This is a genomic window from Actinospica sp. (assembly GCF_035552695.1).
Classification (GTDB): domain Bacteria; phylum Actinomycetota; class Actinomycetes; order Streptomycetales; family Catenulisporaceae; genus Actinospica.
This window is the reverse complement of the sequence record NZ_DASZKT010000208.1, coordinates 1-17,336: the sequence shown is the minus strand read 5'-3', so window position 1 is coordinate 17,336 and position 17,336 is coordinate 1. Positions and strand designations below refer to the sequence as shown.

The 17,336-nt window shown below is 68.9% G+C and carries 18 protein-coding genes, 1 tRNA gene and 1 pseudogene; 11 read left to right on the top strand and 9 right to left on the bottom strand.

Features of this window, described 5'->3' with window-relative positions; genetic code table 11:
- Positions 1-433, top strand: a 433-nt coding sequence (locus tag VG296_RS23990) for a tyrosine-type recombinase/integrase (protein WP_325569342.1), incomplete at its 5' end; no start/stop codon positions are given.
- A 79-nt stretch (positions 434-512) separates the two neighbouring features.
- Here the strand turns inward: VG296_RS23990 and VG296_RS23985 are convergent.
- Both VG296_RS23985 and VG296_RS23980 read right to left on the bottom strand, forming a co-directional pair.
- Positions 513-595, bottom strand: a tRNA-Leu gene (locus VG296_RS23985).
- Between the two features lie 42 nt (positions 596-637).
- On the bottom strand, positions 638-868 hold the full coding sequence (locus VG296_RS23980) for a DUF4287 domain-containing protein (protein ID WP_325569340.1): 231 nt from the start codon (positions 866-868) through the stop codon (positions 638-640).
- 217 nt (positions 869-1,085) lie between these two features.
- On the opposite strand from VG296_RS23980, the gene VG296_RS23975 reads away from it, so the two are divergent.
- Entirely contained in the window at positions 1,086-1,520 is a 435-nt protein-coding gene (locus VG296_RS23975; RefSeq protein WP_325569338.1) for a hypothetical protein, read from the top strand.
- 163 nt (positions 1,521-1,683) lie between these two features.
- Here the strand turns inward: VG296_RS23975 and VG296_RS23970 are convergent, their stop codons facing one another.
- Together VG296_RS23970 and VG296_RS23965 are read right to left on the bottom strand one after the other, a co-directional pair.
- Positions 1,684-2,904 (bottom strand): acetyl-CoA C-acetyltransferase, encoded by a 1,221-nt coding sequence (locus VG296_RS23970; RefSeq protein ID WP_325569336.1) that lies wholly within the window; start codon positions 2,902-2,904, stop codon positions 1,684-1,686.
- Between the two features lie 68 nt (positions 2,905-2,972).
- Positions 2,973-3,818: an SGNH/GDSL hydrolase family protein gene (locus tag VG296_RS23965; RefSeq protein WP_325569334.1), complete on the bottom strand. Its 846-nt coding sequence runs from the start codon at positions 3,816-3,818 to the stop codon at positions 2,973-2,975.
- A 92-nt stretch (positions 3,819-3,910) separates the two neighbouring features.
- Between VG296_RS23965 and VG296_RS23960 the strand changes: the two genes are divergently transcribed.
- The 4 genes from VG296_RS23960 (at position 3,911) to VG296_RS23945 (ending at position 8,255) form a co-directional block, all read left to right on the top strand.
- The gene (locus VG296_RS23960) at positions 3,911-5,281 is read left to right on the top strand and encodes a cystathionine beta-synthase (RefSeq protein WP_325569332.1); all 1,371 of its coding nucleotides are present in this window, start codon (positions 3,911-3,913) and stop codon (positions 5,279-5,281) included.
- 191 nt (positions 5,282-5,472) lie between these two features.
- Positions 5,473-6,849 (top strand): sensor histidine kinase, encoded by a 1,377-nt coding sequence (locus VG296_RS23955; RefSeq protein WP_325569330.1) that lies wholly within the window; start codon positions 5,473-5,475, stop codon positions 6,847-6,849.
- A 21-nt stretch (positions 6,850-6,870) separates the two neighbouring features.
- Positions 6,871-7,551 (top strand): response regulator transcription factor, encoded by a 681-nt coding sequence (locus VG296_RS23950; RefSeq protein WP_325569328.1) that lies wholly within the window; start codon positions 6,871-6,873, stop codon positions 7,549-7,551.
- A gap of 299 nt (positions 7,552-7,850) precedes the next feature.
- Entirely contained in the window at positions 7,851-8,255 is a 405-nt protein-coding gene (locus VG296_RS23945) for a DUF6884 domain-containing protein (protein WP_325569326.1), read from the top strand.
- Between the two features lie 139 nt (positions 8,256-8,394).
- Here VG296_RS23945 and VG296_RS23940 read toward each other — a convergent pair whose 3' ends face one another.
- Positions 8,395-9,351: an NAD(P)-dependent oxidoreductase gene (locus tag VG296_RS23940; protein ID WP_325569324.1), complete on the bottom strand. Its 957-nt coding sequence runs from the start codon at positions 9,349-9,351 to the stop codon at positions 8,395-8,397.
- 82 nt (positions 9,352-9,433) lie between these two features.
- Between VG296_RS23940 and VG296_RS23935 the strand changes: the two genes are divergently transcribed.
- Positions 9,434-9,907 (top strand): MarR family transcriptional regulator, encoded by a 474-nt coding sequence (locus VG296_RS23935; protein WP_325569322.1) that lies wholly within the window; start codon positions 9,434-9,436, stop codon positions 9,905-9,907.
- Between the two features lie 54 nt (positions 9,908-9,961).
- On the opposite strand, the gene VG296_RS23930 is transcribed toward VG296_RS23935, so the two are convergent.
- Positions 9,962-10,483: a hypothetical protein gene (locus tag VG296_RS23930; protein WP_325569320.1), complete on the bottom strand. Its 522-nt coding sequence runs from the start codon at positions 10,481-10,483 to the stop codon at positions 9,962-9,964.
- 145 nt (positions 10,484-10,628) lie between these two features.
- Here VG296_RS23930 and VG296_RS23925 point away from each other — a divergent pair, with 145 nt between their 5' ends.
- Positions 10,629-11,456: an aminoglycoside phosphotransferase family protein gene (locus VG296_RS23925; protein ID WP_325569316.1), complete on the top strand. Its 828-nt coding sequence runs from the start codon at positions 10,629-10,631 to the stop codon at positions 11,454-11,456.
- Positions 11,453-12,304, top strand: coding sequence for a DUF72 domain-containing protein (locus tag VG296_RS23920; protein WP_325569314.1), 852 nt, complete (start codon positions 11,453-11,455; stop codon positions 12,302-12,304). Before VG296_RS23925 ends, VG296_RS23920 begins: the two co-directional genes overlap by 4 nt.
- Positions 12,305-12,338: 34 nt before the next feature.
- Here the strand turns inward: VG296_RS23920 and VG296_RS23915 are convergent, their stop codons facing one another.
- Complete coding sequence (locus VG296_RS23915; RefSeq protein WP_325569312.1) at positions 12,339-12,896, bottom strand: dihydrofolate reductase family protein; 558 nt, start codon at positions 12,894-12,896, stop codon at positions 12,339-12,341.
- 2 nt (positions 12,897-12,898) lie between these two features.
- Positions 12,899-13,891, bottom strand: a complete 993-nt coding sequence (locus VG296_RS23910) for a GlxA family transcriptional regulator (RefSeq protein WP_325569310.1) — start codon at positions 13,889-13,891, stop codon at positions 12,899-12,901.
- An 81-nt stretch (positions 13,892-13,972) separates the two neighbouring features.
- Here VG296_RS23910 and VG296_RS23905 point away from each other — a divergent pair, with 81 nt between their 5' ends.
- A complete protein-coding gene (locus VG296_RS23905; RefSeq protein WP_325569344.1) occupies positions 13,973-14,917 on the top strand; it encodes an NADP-dependent oxidoreductase in 945 nt (314 codons plus the stop codon).
- A 189-nt stretch (positions 14,918-15,106) separates the two neighbouring features.
- Entirely contained in the window at positions 15,107-16,183 is a 1,077-nt protein-coding gene (locus VG296_RS23900; protein ID WP_325569308.1) for a phosphatidylinositol-specific phospholipase C domain-containing protein, read from the top strand.
- Between the two features lie 222 nt (positions 16,184-16,405).
- Here VG296_RS23900 and VG296_RS23890 read toward each other — a convergent pair.
- Positions 16,406-17,221, bottom strand: a pseudogene (locus tag VG296_RS23890) (SAM-dependent methyltransferase); the annotation flags it as partial.
- Positions 17,222-17,336: the final 115 nt, after the last annotated feature.

Here is a 17,336-nt window from a genome sequence, read left to right as displayed (position 1 = left end):
CCGCGAGCTTAAGGCGCATTGGCGCAAGCAGAAGAAGCTCCGCGAAGTGGCGGGGGAGCTGTGGGAGGACAACGACCTTTGCTTCCCGAATTCGCTCGGGAAGCCGCTGGAAGTACATGACGACTGGGGCGACTGGAAGTGGTTGTGTAAGGCCGCAGGAGTTCGCGATGCGCGGTTGCACGACGCGCGGCACACGGCAGCGACGCTCTTGTTGGAGCAGGGGGTCGATATCCGGGTTGTTCAGGAAGTGCTCGGGCACTCCACGCTGACCATGACCAAGAAGTACACGCACGTCACGAGTCGGCTCGCGAAGGAGGCCGCAGCGCGCATGAGCCTCGCGCTCTGGGACACCGACGACGACGGCTCGGACCTCGACGAGGACGACCGGCACGACGAGGACACAAAAAATCGTGGCCTCAGCAAGCGCAACTGAGACTAGAACTGAGACTAAGTCTAGCTCTGGATCTTGGATATGTTCACAAGTTGAGCTAGAAACCGCAGTTCAGGCCGGGTGCCCGGAACGGGATTCGAACCCGTACGGCCTTTCGGCCTGGGAGGTTTAAGCTCCTTGTGTCTGCCGTTCCACCATCCGGGCGCACGCGGGGCGCCGGGAACAGCGTACCGGGTCGGCGCGGGGTTAGGCGAAGGCGCGGGCGGCGCGACGCAGGTCGTGCTCGTGCACGATGGCGCAGGCGTAGCTGTGCGGGAGGTCGAACTCGTAGCGCAGCCAGTTGACGCGCTCCTCGAAGCGGGCTAGGCCGGGGCCGGCATCTACTTCGCGGAACCAGTCGGTCAGCGCGCGACCGGTGACCTGGGGGATGCGGGCGAGCAGGTTGCGATGAGTCTGATCGGAGTGGTGCATCGACATAGGGGCGTCTCCCAAGGGTGAACCGGAGTACCGGGTATGGGGAAATGACGGCTGTCGGGGGCGTGACCGGCCCGTGACTTGACTGTGCCTGAGCTTCGCGTCGTAGGCAACCCCCGGCGGCGGGCGAATCCGGGCGGACTGGGGCCGGACAGCGGGCGGGACGGTGAATTCGGGGACAACGGCGTGCGGATGCGGGCGGCTGGATTAGGCTGGACGAGTGCAAGACCTGGCTGGCGTCGCTTCCGTTTCCGCTCGGCTCGATGCGGTGTTGACCCGCCTGTCCGGGCGCTTTCGAAGTATGCCCGAGTCCACGTTGCTGCGGCGGCTACCGAACGGGCGATCGCGAGCGGCCGCGGGATACCAACTGGCGGGGCTGGTGGCCTATGCGGCTCAGGGGGTCGAGGACCGGGGCCGGGACGCGGCACCTGCGTGGCGGCAACTGCCGTACGAGGGGTCGTTCATCGTGGGGGATCAGATCGGGGTGACGGGGCACGACCTGCTGGCGGCGTGCGCGCGTGCCGGGATCGGGGAAGGCGCGGTGGTCGTGTGGGGGCCGCCGGGGATGGCCGGGGTTGCGGGCGGACGGGAGCGGATCGAGGTTGTGCTGGAGAGTGTGCTGGCCGCGGCGGAGGAGCTGGCCAGGGTTCTCTAGAGGGATCTAGGGGCTAGGGAACCCGGCCGGCGGGGGAACTGGCCAGGGTTCTCTGGGAATCTAGGGGCTAGGGAGCCCGGCCGGCGGAGCAGCTGGCCAGGGTTCTCTAGGGGAATCCAGGGACTAGGGAACCCCGGCCGGCGGAGACGGCTGGATGGGATGGTCAGCTGAGGCGCTCGATGATCAGGGCCATGCCCTGGCCGCCGCCGACGCACATGGTCTCGAGACCGAACTGCTTGTCGTGCGTGCGCAGCGAGTTGATCAGGGTCGTAGTGATCCGCGCGCCGGTCATGCCGAAGGGGTGGCCGACGGCGATGGCACCGCCGTTGACGTTCAGGCGGTCGAGGTCGATGCCGAGGTCGCGGTACGAGGGGATCACCTGCGCGGCGAAGGCCTCGTTGATCTCGACGAGGTCGATGTCGTCGATCGTCATGCCGGCGCGCCCCAGCGCCTGCTTGCTCGCCTCGACCGGGCCGAGGCCCATGATCTCGGGGGACAGGGCGGTGACGCCGGTCGAGATGATCCGCGCCAGCGGCGTGATGCCGAGTTCGCGGGCCTTGGTGTCCGACATGATGACCAGCGCGGCCGCGCCGTCGTTGAGCGGGCAGCAGTTGCCGGCGGTGATCCGGCCGTCGGGGCGGAAGACCGGCTTGAGCGACTCGACGCCTTCGAGCGTCACGCCGGCGCGCGGGCCGTCGTCCGCGGCGACGACGGTGCCGTCGGGCAGCGTGACCGGCGTGATCTCGCGCGACCAGAAGCCCTCGGCGATCGCCTTCTCCGCGAGGTTCTGCGAGCGCACGCCGAACTCGTCCATGTCGCGGCGGGTCACGCCCTTGATTTGGGCGAGGTTCTCGGCCGTCTGGCCCATCGCGATGTAGATGTCCGGGACCTCGCCGCTTTCGCGCGGGTCGGCCCAGGTCTCGGCGCCGGCTTCGGAGCGCTTGGCCGTGCGCGCGAGCGCGTTGTTGAACACCGGGTTCGTGGTGTTGGGCCAGGAGTCGGAGCTGCCGCGAGCGTAGCTGGACACCGACTCGACGCCCGCGCTGATGAACACGTCACCCTCGCCCGCCTTGATGGCGTGCAGCGCCATTCGCGTGGTCTGCAGCGACGAGGCGCAGTAGCGGGTGAGCGTGGTGCCCGGCAGGAAGTCGTAGCCGAGCAGGGTGGCGACGACGCGGGCCATGTTGAACCCTGACTCGCCGCCGGGCAGGCCGCAGCCGAGCATCAGGTCGTCGATCTCGCGCGGGTCGAGGTCGGGCACCTGGGCGAGCGCGGCACGCACGGCAGCCACGGCGAGGTCGTCGGGTCGCAGGTCCTTGAGCGACCCCTTGCCCGCTCGCCCGATCGGGGTACGGGCGGCGGCGACGATGACGGCTTCGGGCATCGGTGGACACTCCTCGCTTGGCTGCGGACTGCGTGACTGCTCTGTCCGTAACGACGCTACCGGAAATGTTACTCGCCGGTAAGGGCGGCGAACCCGATCGCCGTGTGCGGGGTCAGCCGCCAGGCCGCGGAGGCGAGCGAGGGCAGCAGCGCGGAGACCGCGGTCTGGTAACCCTCGGCCGAGGGGTGGAAACGATCCGGGCCGAACAGTTCCGCGCGGGCCGCGAATTCCGGGCCGAGCAGCGTGCCCACAGGTACGGAGCTGCCTCCGGCGCCCGTCACGGCATGGCCCTGCAGCAGCGCGAGCTGCCGGCTCCACCGCCGGGCCAGCCAGCGCAGCGGCAGCTGGACCGGGCGGATCGTGCCCAGGTCAGGGCACGTGCCGACCACCACTTCGCAGCCGACGGCGCGCAGCCGGGACACCGCCTCGCCGAGTTGCCGGGCGGCCTCCCGCGGCGGCATGCGGTGGGTCACGTCGTTGGCACCGATGATGACGGCGGCGAGTTGCGGGGCGTGCTCCGGTCCGTCCTCGAGCAGCCTGTCCACCTGTCCGGCCAGCTCTTCGGAGCACGCGCCGACCCGCGCCTCGCTGCGGAACAGCACCGGGCGCCCGGTATGCGCGACCAGCGATCCGGCCAGCAGCGCGCCGGGCGTCTGCTCGGGCCGCTCCACGCCGTAGCCCGCCGCCGTGGAATCGCCGAGCATCGCCAGACGCAGCGGACGCTCGCCGTCCCTCGCGAGGTGTTCGCCGTACAGGCCGTCCGCGGCCGGTGGCACGCTCAGCGCCGGTCCGATCGTCCGACGAGCCAGTTTGGCCTCGGCCATCACAAGACCGACCGACGCTCCCGCGAGCACGGTCAGTCCGCCACCGCTCATCAGTGCGGCCGCGGCCGCCTTCCTCGGTGAAAAGCTCATCTTCACAGCTCCTCTCCCCAGTAGCAGGACGATACCCGTTTCGCGCCCGCGGACGGTGAGAATTGCCTGCGAAGCGCCGATAGGCTGCTCTCATGCGCTATGTCGAATCGGTGATCGACCTCGTCGGTGACACCCCGCTGGTGAAACTCAATTCGGTGACGAGGGGCCTGCGGGCCACCGTCCTGGCGAAGGTCGAGTACCTGAATCCGGGCGGTTCGGTGAAGGACCGGATCGCGCTGCGGATGATCGAGGCGGCCGAGGAGTCCGGGCAGCTGCGTCCGGGCGGCACGATCGTGGAGCCCACCAGCGGCAACACGGGGGTCGGGCTGGCCATGGTGGCCCAGCGCAAGGGGTATAAGTGCGTGTTCGTATGCCCGGACAAGGTCTCCCAGGACAAGATCAACGTGCTGCGGGCCTACGGCGCGGACGTGGTCGTCTGCCCGACCGCCGTCGCGCCCGAACATCCGGACTCGTATTACAACGTCTCGGACCGGCTGGTCCGCGAGATCCCGGACGCCTGGAAGCCGGACCAGTACTCGAACCCGAACAACCCGCTCTCGCACTACCACTCCACCGGCCCCGAGCTGTGGGAGCAGACCGACGGCCGGCTCTCGGCCTTCGTCGCGGGCGTCGGGACCGGCGGCACGATCAGCGGCACCGGGCGCTACCTCAAGGAGGTCTCCGGCGGCGCGGTCAAGGTGATCGGCGCCGACCCCGAGGGTTCGGTCTACTCCGGCGGCACCGGACGGCCGTACCTGATCGAGGGTGTCGGCGAGGACTTCTGGCCGGAGTGCTACGACCGCGACGTCGCCGACGAGGTGATCGCCGTCTCCGACAAGGACGCCTTCCTGATGACGCGTCGGCTGGCGCGCGAGGAGGGCCTGCTGGTCGGCGGCTCCTGCGGGATGGCCGTCGTCGCCGCGCTGCGGTACGCCGAGCGGCTGACCGAGAACGACGTCGTGGTGGTGCTGCTCCCGGACTCCGGCCGCGGCTACCTGTCGAAGATCTTCAACGACGACTGGATGGCCGACTACGGCTTCCTCACTCCGCCCGGGCACGAGGCGACGGTCTTGGACGTGCTCGGTCTCAAGGGTCCGCAACTGCCGGACCTGGTCCACGTGCACCCGCACGAGACGGTCAAGCTGGCCATCGACACGCTGCGCGAGTACGGCGTAAGCCAGATGCCGCTGGTCAAGGAGGAGCCGCCGGTGATGGCGGCCGAGATCGTCGGCTCGGTGGTCGAGCGCGACCTCCTGGACGCGCTGTTCACCGGGCAGGCGAAGCTCGAGGACACCTTGGAGGAGCACAAGAGCGCGCCGCTGCCGCAGGTCGGTTCCGGCGAGCCGATCAGTGCCCTGATGGCGGTGCTCGAGAAGGCCGACGCGGCCGTGGTGCTGGTCGAGGGCAAGCCGCGTACGGTCGTCTCGCGGCAGGACCTGTTGGCATTCCTGGCCGGGCGGTAGCGGACGCCGGCTCCCGGTCGCAGCCGCAGCCGCAGCCGCAGTCGCAGTCGCGAAGGCCGTGGTCGGGCGGTGGTAGGGCTGGCCCTACCCGGGAGCGGGCAGGTCACCGGCTGGGGACGGGGTCGGCGCTCGGACAGACTCGAGGACGTCAAGGCCGTGTCCCGATTATCTCGGAGTCGAAGATGTCCAGCGTGAATCCTTCCCCGGTCGACGCGGTGCCGGGTGAGCCGGGCCCGAGCGAGGGCCCGGCGCCCGCCCCGGTTCCGGCCCGCCGCGTCACCTTCCTGAACGCCCCGTTCCGCCGCCGAACCTATGCCGAGTGGCTGTACGGCCTCGTCGGGCTGCCGATCGCGGTGCTCGGTTTCAGCCTGTCGGTGACCTTCATCGCGTTCGGCGTCGGCACGTTCATCACCTTCCTCGGCATTTTCGTGCTCGCGTTCGCGGTCGTCCTCGGCCGCTGGCTCGGCGCGCTGGACCGCGGGTTGATCAACGGTCTGCTCGGCGGGCGGATCCAGGCGCCACGCCGGTTCAAGGCGGGTCGGCGCGGACTGTTCGGCTGGGCGCTGTCCCGGCTCGGCGACCCCGTCGGCTGGCGCGGCATCGCCTACCAGATGGTGCGCTTCCCGCTGGCGGTCGCGACGTTCGTGGTCACGGTGGTGTTCTGGGCTCTCACGCTGGGCGGGACGACCTACTGGATCTGGTACCGCTTCCTTCCCGCGGAGCCGGGCCATGACGGCCGGATGCACCGGGCCGCGTCGCTGTGGGACACGAGCACTTCCAGCTACTTTCTGGACACTTGGCCGCGCGTGCTGGTCACGGCGTTGATCGGCGTCTTGTTGCTGTGGCTGACGCCGTGGATCGTGCACGGCTCCACCTCGGTCGACCGGCTGCTCGGCCGCGCGCTGCTAAGCCCCACCTCGGCCTCGCAGCGGGTGCGTGAGCTCGAGCAGACACGCAGCGACGCGGTCGCCTCGTCGAATGAGCAGTTGCGCCGGATCGAGCGTGATCTGCACGACGGCACCCAAGCCAGGCTCGTCGCGCTGGCGATGAATCTGGGGCAGGCCAAGGAGGATCTGGGCAGCGACGACCCGGCAGCCGCGGAGCGTGTGAGGACCCTGATCGAGGGCGCGCATCAGCAGACGAAGGAGACGCTGACGGAGCTGCGGGATCTGGCGCGCGGAATTCACCCGCCGATCCTGGACAACGGCCTGGAGTCGGCGCTGATCTCGCTGGGTGCGCGCTCGCCGATCCGGGTGAATCTGGGTATCGACCTGCCCGGGCGCTCCTCGACGACCACCGAGACCATCACGTACTTCGCGATCGCTGAAGTGCTGACCAATGCGGTGAAGCACAGCGGTGCGAGCGCGATCAGCGTGCGGGTGCGGAAGCACGGAGAACAGATCATCTTCTCGGTCGCGGACAACGGTCGCGGCGGCGCCGTGCTCGGCGGCGGAACCGGTCTGGACGGGGTGCAGCGGCGGCTGGCCACGGTAGACGGCACACTGGATGTGGACAGTCCGTTGGGCGGCCCGACCACCATCACCGGGGTCCTGCCGTTCGACGCGTGATCGGGGAGACGGGGAGTCGGCATGCGTGTGGTCATCGCGGAGGATTCGGCGATCCTGCGGGCCGGTCTGGCGCAACTGCTCGCGGTGCGCGGGCACGAGGTGTCCGCGCAGGTCGCCGACGCCGCGGCGGCGATCGCGGCGGTGCGGGAGAGCGCGCCGGACAGTGGCTCGGATCGCATCTCGGACGGCATCCCGGACGCGGTGGTGATGGACATCCGGATGCCGCCGACCTTCACCGACGAGGGCATCCGCGCCGCGCTCGAACTGCGCGCCGCCTACCCGAAGCTCGGCGTCCTGGTCTTCTCGCAGTACGTTGAGGCGAGGTTCGCGGCGCGGCTGCTGGAGCACGGCGCGAGCGGCTTCGGCTATCTGCTGAAGGATCGCGTGGCCGATGTCTCGGAGTTCGTGGACGCGCTGAGTCGGGTCGCGGCGGGCGGCACCGCGCTCGACCCGGAGATCGTCACCGCGATGTTGAACGCCAACGCCGACCGGGCACTCGCCTCCCTGACGCCGCGGGAGTACGAGGTGCTCGGTCTGATGGCCGAGGGACGCTCGAACGCAGCGATCGGCCGCGCGCTCGTCGTCTCGGACGGTGCCGTGGAGAAGCACATCGGCAACGTCTTCAGCAAACTCGGGCTGGAACCGGGCGCGGACGAGCATCGGCGGGTCGTCGCGGTGCTGCGCTACCTTGAGCGACGCTGAGCCCTGGACCGAATCCGATCTCTGTAGCGGATCCGATCCGCGGAGCGGCGCTGATCCGCACTGACCAGCGTCGGCGCCGCTCCGGGCAGCGGCGTCGGCATTCGTGTCGGAGCTAGTGCCGTATCGGGCTACGTTCGCCCTGTCTGGCAGGCGGATGTCTTCTGGCTCTGTGCTGTCACCCGCACGCCCTCCGGCTGGCGCGTTGCGCCGCGATCGTGTACCTATCTGCCATGTCAATGCGCTCCGGCGTTGGATCCGCGACACCGTTCGCCGCGTCCTCGCCTGCTTCGTCGACCGCAGTGTCCGTCATCCTCGTCGGAGGTGGAAGGGCCCAGCTGAGCGAGCCCGCCGTGGCCCGCGACCTGTATGTCAGCCCGCTGTTCGCACGCCGGCGGGCCCGGGCCGAGGCGAGTGGTGTGCCGTGGTTCGTTGTCAGCGGCCGCTGGGGGCTGCTCGACCCCGGCGAGGTCCTCGCGCCCTATTCCTTCTCCCTCGCGGAGCAGTCGGTGAGCTACCAGCGAGCCTGGGGCCGCTTCGTGGCCGAGCGGCTCTGCCTGGTCAGCTCGGTCGGCCACGGCGACGTCGTAGAGATCTGCGCCGGTGCCGCCTACGCCGCCGCGCTCACTGCCCCGATCGAGTACCTCGGCGCCCGGGTCCGCCGGGCGACCGTGGGCGCGAGCGAATCGGGGGACGAGCCGCGATAGCCCAGGACCGGGCCTCGTCATCGTCGATCCCGCGCCCCCTTACACGCTCGGCCACTGGACCTGTCCCGCAAATCAGGCTCCGAACGCCAACCCGCCCAGCCGAGCCACCTCAGCCAGACAAACGTTCCTTGATACGGCACTAGCGTTCATTGCCTGCTCGCAGCCAGTCGAGGTAGTCGGCGACGGCCCGCTCGGTGTCATATTCCGGCTGGTAGCCGGTGTCCTGCCGTAGCCTGCCGGTGTCCAGCCACGAGCGGGCGCGCGTGTTCTGCGGGTCGTGGCCGTCGGGGAGTTCGATACGCGCCTCCGGAAGTGCCGTGGCGATCGCGTCGACGATCTCCCGGTTCGTCGTGATCCGACCCGACGAGACGTTGTACACGCGGTGGTCGAGCTGGTCGGCAAGCTGGAGCAGGGCGAGCGCGCGACCGCATTCGCGCACGTACATCAGGTCGAGTCCGTCGTCGGCGTGCGGCAGGCGACCGCCGGGCAGGGTGCTGAGATCCAACTCGCGTCCCGCCGCGGCGGCATGGATGAGCTGCGAGGTCGGGAAGAACGGCGCGGCCGGTCGGCCGAGTGGCCCCCAGATGGCGCCGATCCGGGTCGCGTAGAGCTCGACACCGGTCGCCGGGGCGAGCTGGGAGATCAGGATCTCGTTGATCTTCTTCGACATCGCGATCCCCTGCGTCGCGCTGACCGGCAGGTGTATGGATTCGAGCAGCGCTCCCTCATCGCCGCCGTCGTACACGCCGATCGTGCTGGCTATGCCCACGCGGCGTATGCCGAGAGTCTTCGCCGCGTTGACGACGGTGAAGAACATTCCGATGTTGGAGCGCGCGTCCTCGTACGGGTCGCCGAAGTATGCGCCGGCGAGATGAATGATGCCGGTGACCTGGTGCCGTTCGCAGACCTCGATCAGCGCTTCGCCGTCGGTCACGTCCACCTGTTCGAGGAAGACGCGCTTGCCGATCTCGTCGGCGAGCAGGGCGTTGGGCTCGGGCTCTCGGCGCTGCGTGAGCACGCAGCTCTCGCCGAGCTCCACCAGGGCACGCGCGGTGTGGGAGCCGATGAAGCCGAGGCCGCCGGTGATAAGGATCATCGTTCGTCACCTATCTCTATATCGATCAGCAAAGGTGATTGTCAGTGCTGCTGACGATCAGCGTATACCCTATCCTTGGTTCATGTCGAGTGATGTCGTGAGCAAGGTCGGTCCAACGCCGGAGCAGCCGCGTGCCGAGCTCAATCGGCTCGGCTACCTGCTCAAACACGCGCAGCAGCGGCTAACGGAGCTGACCTCGGTCGCACTGGAGCCGTACGGTCTCAACGGCCGTGAGCTGGGCGTACTGGTGGTTCTCGACGCCATGGGCCCGACCTCACAGCAGGACGCGGCGCGTCGGCTCGGCGTGGATCGCACGACGATGGTCGCGCTGATCGACGCGCTCGAGGCCAAGTCCGTGGTCGTGCGCCGGCCGTTCGAAGAGGACCGGCGGCGCAACGTCGTCGAGTTCACCGAGCGCGGCCATGAGCTCTTCAAGCAAGCGCTTCAGGCGAGCGACGCGGCGGAACGCCAGTTCGTCAGCCCGCTGGAGGAGACCGCGGCGGATCTGTTCCGTGCGCAGCTGAGGGCCGTGATAGCCGCAGGCGAGCCGTCTTAGCGCGGCAGCGTCCTCAGGCAGGCGGCGGCCTTAGCCCGGCAGCGTCGGCAGGAGCTAGCCCGGCAGCGTCGGCAGGAGCTGCCAATTCGTGCCGAGGATGCCCTGAATCTGCTGGATCGTGTCCCGGCTGCTGGACCGTTCCGGCTGCCGCGCGCCGTTGATGGTGACGGAAGTGCCGCCGCAACCGCTCGCGTCCATCGACACCTGTTCGAGGACCGCGCCGCCGGTGGATTCGAAGTCGAGCTCGAGTCCGCCGCCGAAGTCGGCCGGGCAGCTGAAGGCTCCGGTCGGCGCAGGTGGCAGGGCATTGATGATTGCGGCGACGCGGGCGATCTTTGCATGGCCGGTGATGGTGGCCGAACTCGTGGTGCGCTTGGCCTGTTCCGCGTACCGCGGAATCGCGACGAGCTTCGCCGCACTGGTGGGCGCGGTGGCGCCTAGCTGTGCGGACGCCGGGGCGTCGAGAGCATGCACCGCGACGAGCGACCCGCCCGCCGCCACGAGTCCGACGGCGGCGACCCGGACCACGGGCAGGAGCGGGGCCAGCGGATCAGTCGTACGTCGCTGTCGCTTCATAGCACTTCGACGACGGCCGGCCCCGCTCGGTTCCGCCCCGTTTCGCGATTCAGTCGTATTCGTCCAGACCGGCTATCGTCGATGAGTGGGCATGGACAATGCGCCTGGGACGTTCCCCAGAGTTCAGCGACTCGACTCGACGCGGATGCTCGCGGCGGTTCGGGAGGCGGCCGGCGTCGAACTCGTCGTATCAGGAGCCTTGGACGGCGGGGAGGTCGGGGCGGCGCGCGTTCGCTGGCCGGATGGCCACGAAGGCGTGCTGAAGTGGCGGCCCGACTTCGACGAGAAGGACATGCGCGCCGGACCTCTCGCGGCGATCGAGGCCCTGCGTGCGCGCGGCTATCCGGCTCCCGCCACGGAGCTCGTCGTCCAGGTCGGTACGGCTGTCGTCACGGTGCAGGAACTGTTGTCGGGCAACAAGATCGCCCATATGGACGAACGCCACTTCGACGAAGCGCTCGCAGTCCACGCTCTGCACGTCGGCGCGCTGGCCGAGCGGTCGGACGTGCCACGCATCGCGCTTCATCTGCGCGACGACGGTCCGGGCTACTGCCTGCACGAACCGATGCGCCGATTCAGCGCGCGGACGGCCGAGTTGGAGCAGCGGATTCGTGAGATCGGTGACGAGTTCGACGAGCGCATGCCGGGCGACGACGTCGTTCACCAGGACTTTCATCCCGGCAATATGCTGAGTCGCGACGGTCGGCTGACCGGAGTGATCGACTGGGACGGCGCGGGCAGGGGAGATGCCGGATTCGACCTCGTCACCCTCCGCTTCGGCATCCATCCGGCAGGGGCCGACCGCAGCGTCGTCCAGCGCTTGGACGCGCTGCTTGATGCGTTGCCGGATGACGTGCTGCGACCCGCTTGGGCGCACATGAGCCTGCGGATGACGGATTGGGCGATCCGGCACTTCCCGAGCGATGAGGTCGAGACGTGGGCCGGCCTCGCGGCGGAACGGATCACCACGTGAAACTCCACGTCGGATGCGCGATGTGGTCGCATGCGGCGTGGCAGGGGCGGCACATGCCGCATCCCTTGCCGCAGCGAGAGCGGTTGCGCGCGTACTCCTCGTTCTGCAGCGCGGTGGAGGGGAACACGACGTTCTATGCCACGCCGACGTTGGACACGGTCCGGTCGTGGGCCGAGCAGACGGACCCGGACTTTCGGTTCATTCTCAAGCTGCCGAGGACTGTCACGCACGACCGGCGGTTGGCGAACGTCGAGGAGCCGGTGCGGGCGTTCCTGAATGTGATCGAGCCGCTGGGGACGCGTGCGCACGCGCTGTGGGTGCAGTTGCCGCCTTCGTTCGCGCCTGCGGATTTGGGGGCGTTGGCAGCGTTCTTGCATCGGATGCCGCGCACGTATCGATACGCGGTTGAGGTGCGGCATCGTGCGTTTTTCGAGACGCGGCAGTGGGAGCAGAATCTCAGTAGGTTGCTGAATGGCGTGGGCGCGGAGTGGGTGAACTTCGACTCGACGACTATGTTCGCGAGCCCGCCCACGACCGACGCCGAGCGCGAGGCGTGGATGAAGAAGCCGCGCCTGCCGCGTCGTGCGCACGCGCTGACCGCCAACCCCGTCGTGCGCTACATCGGCCGTGACGACGAGGCGCTCACGGTCGAAGGCTGGCAACCGTGGCTCGACGTCGTCGCGGGCTGGCTGCGCGAGGGCCGGTCGCCGACGGTCTTCATCCACACGCCGGACAACGTGGACGCGCCGATCCTTGCCCGCCGCTTTCACGACCAGGTGCGTGCCCTCGTGCCCGAACTCGCATCGCTGCCGGAGCCCATTCCGGCCGGTCCGGCGACGCTGTTCTAGTCGGTTCGCCGTTCTAATCAATTCGCTGTTCCAGTCAATTCATGACAGCGTAGCGGAGAAAGACCACTCCGCCGTGGAATCGGCGCTCGTCTAAGAGTTCGAGCTTCACCTGAACTTCGTCCGGCAGCGCGCTTTTTCCGTTGCCGACGATGACCGGATTGAGAAACAGGTGGCATTCGTCGACCAGCCCGGCGGCCATTGCCTGGCCTGCGAGTTCCGCGCCGCCGACGGTGATGTCGTAGGCCGACGTCTCCTTGAGCTGCCGGACTGCCGCTGCGTCGAACTCGCGCACGATCTGCGTTTGTGCGGTCGAAGGCTTCCGCAGTGTCCGCGAGTACACGATCTTGTCGGCCTGGCGCCAGATCCCCGTGAAGTCGCGGCTTCCGGGATCGAGGGTGTCGACGTCCGCGGTCTCCCAGAAGCGCATCGTTTCATACATTCGGCGGCCATAAAGGTACGTGCCGATGGGCCGTTCGAGTTCATTGACGAATGCGAGCACCTCGGCATCCGGCGCCGCCCAATCGAAAGAGCCGGTCTCGTCCTCGATATACCCGTCAAGCGACGCGATGGCGGAGTAGATCAACCTGGCCATTGTCAGCCCTCCATGGAACGGAATGCGCGGCGGTACGCGGTCGGCGAGACGCCGGACGCGATCTTCAACTGTTGGCGCAGGTTCGCGCCCGTACCCAGGCCGGCGCGCTCGGCGACCTGATCAACCGACAGATCGGAGTCCTCGAGCAGGTGGCGCGCGTAGTCCAGGCGTTGCGCGGCGAGCCAGATGCCGGGGCTCAGGCCGGTCTCGGCGCGAAAGCGGCGGGTGAAGGTGCGCACGCTCGTGCCGGCGTGGGCGGCGAGTTCGGTGAGGCTGAGCGGTCGGCCGAGCTGCTCGACGGCCCACGCGCGGGTCGCCGCCGTGCCGCCCTCGTCCACGGCCGGGACGGGTCGCTGCACGTACTGCGACTGGCCGCCTTCGCGACGCGGCGGAACGACGCAGACCCGGGCGGCGAAATTGGCGACCGCGCTGCCGTGGTCGCGGCGGATCACGTGCAGGCACAAGTCGATTCCCGCGGCGACGCCGGCCGAGGTCAGCATGTCGCCGTCGTCGATGTAGAGCACGTCCGCGTCCACCTGGACGTTCGGGAACAGGGCCTGCAGCTTCGTTGCCTCGCTCCAGTGCGTCGCGGCCGGGCGCCCGTCGAGCAGCCCCGCGGCGGCGAATACGAAGGCTCCCGTGCAGATCGCGATCAGCCGCGTACCCGGCCGGATCTCCTTGAGCGCGCGCAGCACGGGCTCGGCCAGGATGCCGCCGGAGTCCACGATCCGCTCGAGCGCGTGTGAGGGCGGGATCACCACCGAGTCCGCCGTCGCGAGCACGGACGCGTCGTGGTCCACGCTGATGCTGAAGTCCGCATCAGTACGCACCGGTGCGCCGTCGACAGTGCAGGTCACGACCTCGTACAACGGCCGCCGGTCATGACGCGTGTCGCGGGCGCCGCCGAAGATGCGTGCCGGTATCGCGAGTTCGAAGGGCACGACTCCGGGCAGCGCGAGGACGGCCACCCGGTGCGGACGCTGGGGGGAAGCCATGGCCTGATTCTTTCACATCATGTCTATCCAGCCACTAGGCGAGCCGTGCGACGCGGCGGCACAGTGATCCACGTGACGACAATGCGCGCGATCATCGCGGAACGACAGGGCGGCCCCGAGGTACTCAAGCTGGCGGAAGTCGAGCGCCCGACACCCGGCGCGACGGAGATTCTCGTGCGTGTGCACGCGGCGGGTATCAATCCGACGGACTGGAAGTCTCGGTCGGGCGGCGGGCGCGGAGAAGGGGCCTTCCCGCTGATTCTGGGCTACGACGTGGCCGGAGTGGTCGAGGCGGTCGGCCCCGGCGTGACCCTCAACCGGCCGGGCGACGAGGTGCTCGGGATGCCGCTGTTCCCGCACTTCCCGGGCGCGTACGCCGAATACGTCGTCGCCCCGGCCAGGCACTTCGCGCCCAAGCCCGCCGCGCTGAGCTTCGAGGAGGCCGCCGGGCTTCCGCTGGCCGGGCTCACCGCGTGGCAGGGGCTTATCGACACCGGAAAGCTGACGGCCGGTCAGCGCGTGCTGATCCACGCGGCGGCAGGCGGCGTGGGCCATCTCGCGGTGCAGATCGCGAAGAGCCTCGGCGCGTACGTCATCGGCACGGCCAGCGCCGCCAAGCACGACTTCGTCCGCGGCCTCGGTGCGGACGAAGTGATCGACTACCACGTCGCCGACTTTGTCGAGGTGCTGCGCGACCAGCCGGTCGACGTCGTATTCGACCCGATCGCGGGCGAGTACAGCAGCCGTTCGCTCATGGTGCTCAAGGACGGCGGCGTACTCGTCTCGATCCTCCCGGTGGAAGAAGCGGCAATGAAGGAAGCCGAGGCGCGCGGCATCCCGACCGGCTTCACGCTCGTCGAGCCGGACCGCCTCGCGCTCACCGCGATCGTGGACCTGGTCGAGCAGGGCAAGCTGCGCGTAGAACTCGACTCCGTCTTCCCGCTCGAGGACGCCGCGGATGCGCACCGGCGCAGCGAAACGGGCCGCACGGTCGGCAAGATCGTGCTCCGCGTCGTCGAGGGCTGATGGGGTGTCATGGGGTGTCCTAACAAACGGGAAACTCCTGAGCGCGGATGTGAACGCGTGTCGTGGTTCCAGCGAAATGTCGCGCCGGATCCTTGACCCGGGAGTGGTCCGCACCAATCCTCAGTGCCGTAGCCGCGCAACCCACGGCGGCACGCTCGACCCGCCCACGGCCGAGGAAAGGACCTCCCCATGCCCACGCTCCGCAGAACCCTGATTGTTCCGCTGGCGGCCGCCGCAGTCGTGCTCGCCTGCACCGGCACCGCGGCAGCGCGGCCGACCAACTCGACCTCCGCCTTCAACAGCCTGACCACGGCGGCCAACCCGGCCTGGATGGGCCAGGTCTCCGACTCGACCAGCCTGGCCGCCCTTTCGATCCCGGGTACGCACGACACCCTGGCCATCGAGGGCGGCCTGCTGCCGTCGGCCTACGAGGCGCAGCAGGACGAGGGAATCAGTGCTCAGACGCTCTCCGCGCAACTGAACGCCGGCATCCGCGCCATCGACATCCGCGTCCGGATCGTCAACAACGGCACCGCCTTCGCGATCCACCACACCGACGTGTACGAAGACGCGAACTTCGACGACGTGCTGACCAAGGCGCAGGCGTTCCTGTCCGCCAACCCGAGCGAGTCGATCCTGATGGATCTGCACGGGGAATGCGACGGCGACACCACCGAGGGCGGCATCGGCTTCAGCATTCCCGGAAAGTGCGCGGACGATCCGTCGAACGCGACCGAGGCGATGCGCGAGTCGATCTTCCAGAGCTACGTCGCGCGCTACCCCGGCCTCTTCTACGCCCCGTCCGTCACCGGCTCCTCGACGGCGGCCATGCCCTCGCTCGGCCAGGTGCGCGGCCACATCGTGCTGACGGACTTCACCGGACCGGTCGGCGAGGTCTACGCCGGATACGGCCTGACCCAGCTGACCACCGGGAACTGGGGCCAGTACGTCGAGAACAACTGGACCCAGTGCGATCTCGCGAGCAAGTGGGGTCTCGCGCAGACGAACCTCCAGCACGCCGCGGCGGACCCGTCGAACATGTACACGACCTACCTGTCGGCGAACTGCGCCCCCTTCGGCGCCGGTCCCGCGGGCATGGCGGGCGGCTACAACGGGGGCGTCGGCGAGAACCAGCAGGCGCTCAGCTACCTGGCCTCGGGCTCGGCCGGCGGCACCGGAGTCGTCCTGATGGACTACCCCGGATACGCGTTGATCGACGCGATCATCGGCCTCAACCCGGGAGTCACGCCGTCGGCTGTGTCATAGCGTCGATTTCGTAGGTTCGAGGGCGTGGCTTCGAAGGCATAGCGCCGATGGCGTAGCTTCGCCCTGGAACATTCAGCGGAGCCCGAACCTGTCGTCAGTGCGCGATATGTGCCGTGCCGAAGGGCATCGTGCGCAGCTCGTCCAGCAGGTCGGGGTCCGCGCCGTCGGACAGCCTGATGAACATGGTCTCCTCGGTGCGGCGCCGTGCCGCGCCGCGCGGTGCTACGGGCGTACCTCGTAGACCAGGTTGAACGGTGTCTCGGCGGCGCGCCGGAACCGGGTGAAGCCGGCGTCGGCGGTCACCTGCCGGATCGCGGCTTCCCCGGCCTGGGCGCCGAGCGCGTAGCCGCCAGGCTGGGACCGCGCGTTCGGCACGCATAGCTGAGTCGATGCGTTGTAGTAGATCCGCCCCACCGGGTTGAGGTTGTCGGCCACCTCGTCGCCCGCGAACGGCTCGACGAGAAGCTACGTGCCGTCCGGCTTGAGCGCCTCGCGGATGTGTCCGGCGGCGGCGAGCGGGTCGCCCATGTCGTGCAGGCAGTCGAACGTGGTGGCCAGGTCGTAGCCGGTCCCGGAGAAGCCGGCGGCCGCGGCGGTCTCGAAGGTGATTCGGTCGGCGACCCCGGCGTCCGCGGCCCGCTTGCGAGCGATCTCGATCGACTCGTCGTGGTAGTCCGAACCGTTGAACCGGGAGTTCGGGAATTCCCGAGCCAGCAGGACGGTGGACGCGCCGAGCCCGCAGCCGATGTCGGCCACCTTGGCGCCGGCTTGGAGCTTGCCCTGCACGCCCTCCAGCGCCGGGATCCAGGACGGGATCAGGTTGGCGATGTAGCCGGGGCGGAAGAACTGCTCGCAGCCGATGAAGACGTCCTGGTCATGCTCGGGCCAGCCCAGGCCGTCACCAGTGCGAAACGCCTCGGAGATCCGTGGCTCGGCCTTCAGTGTGCCGAGCGCGAGCACGAACGCCCCGGGAATGTAGAGCCCGCCGTCCGGATCGGTGAGCGCGAACGCCTGCTCCTCGGTCATCGAATAAGCGCCGAGGTGGCCAGGGTCAGTAACGTTGTGGGCGGCCATCGCCGGACGGTTCGCCGTCACGGGCGATTCACGGCTTGGCCCGATGGGGAGGGCTAACGGACCGGGAAGGTCACGTACC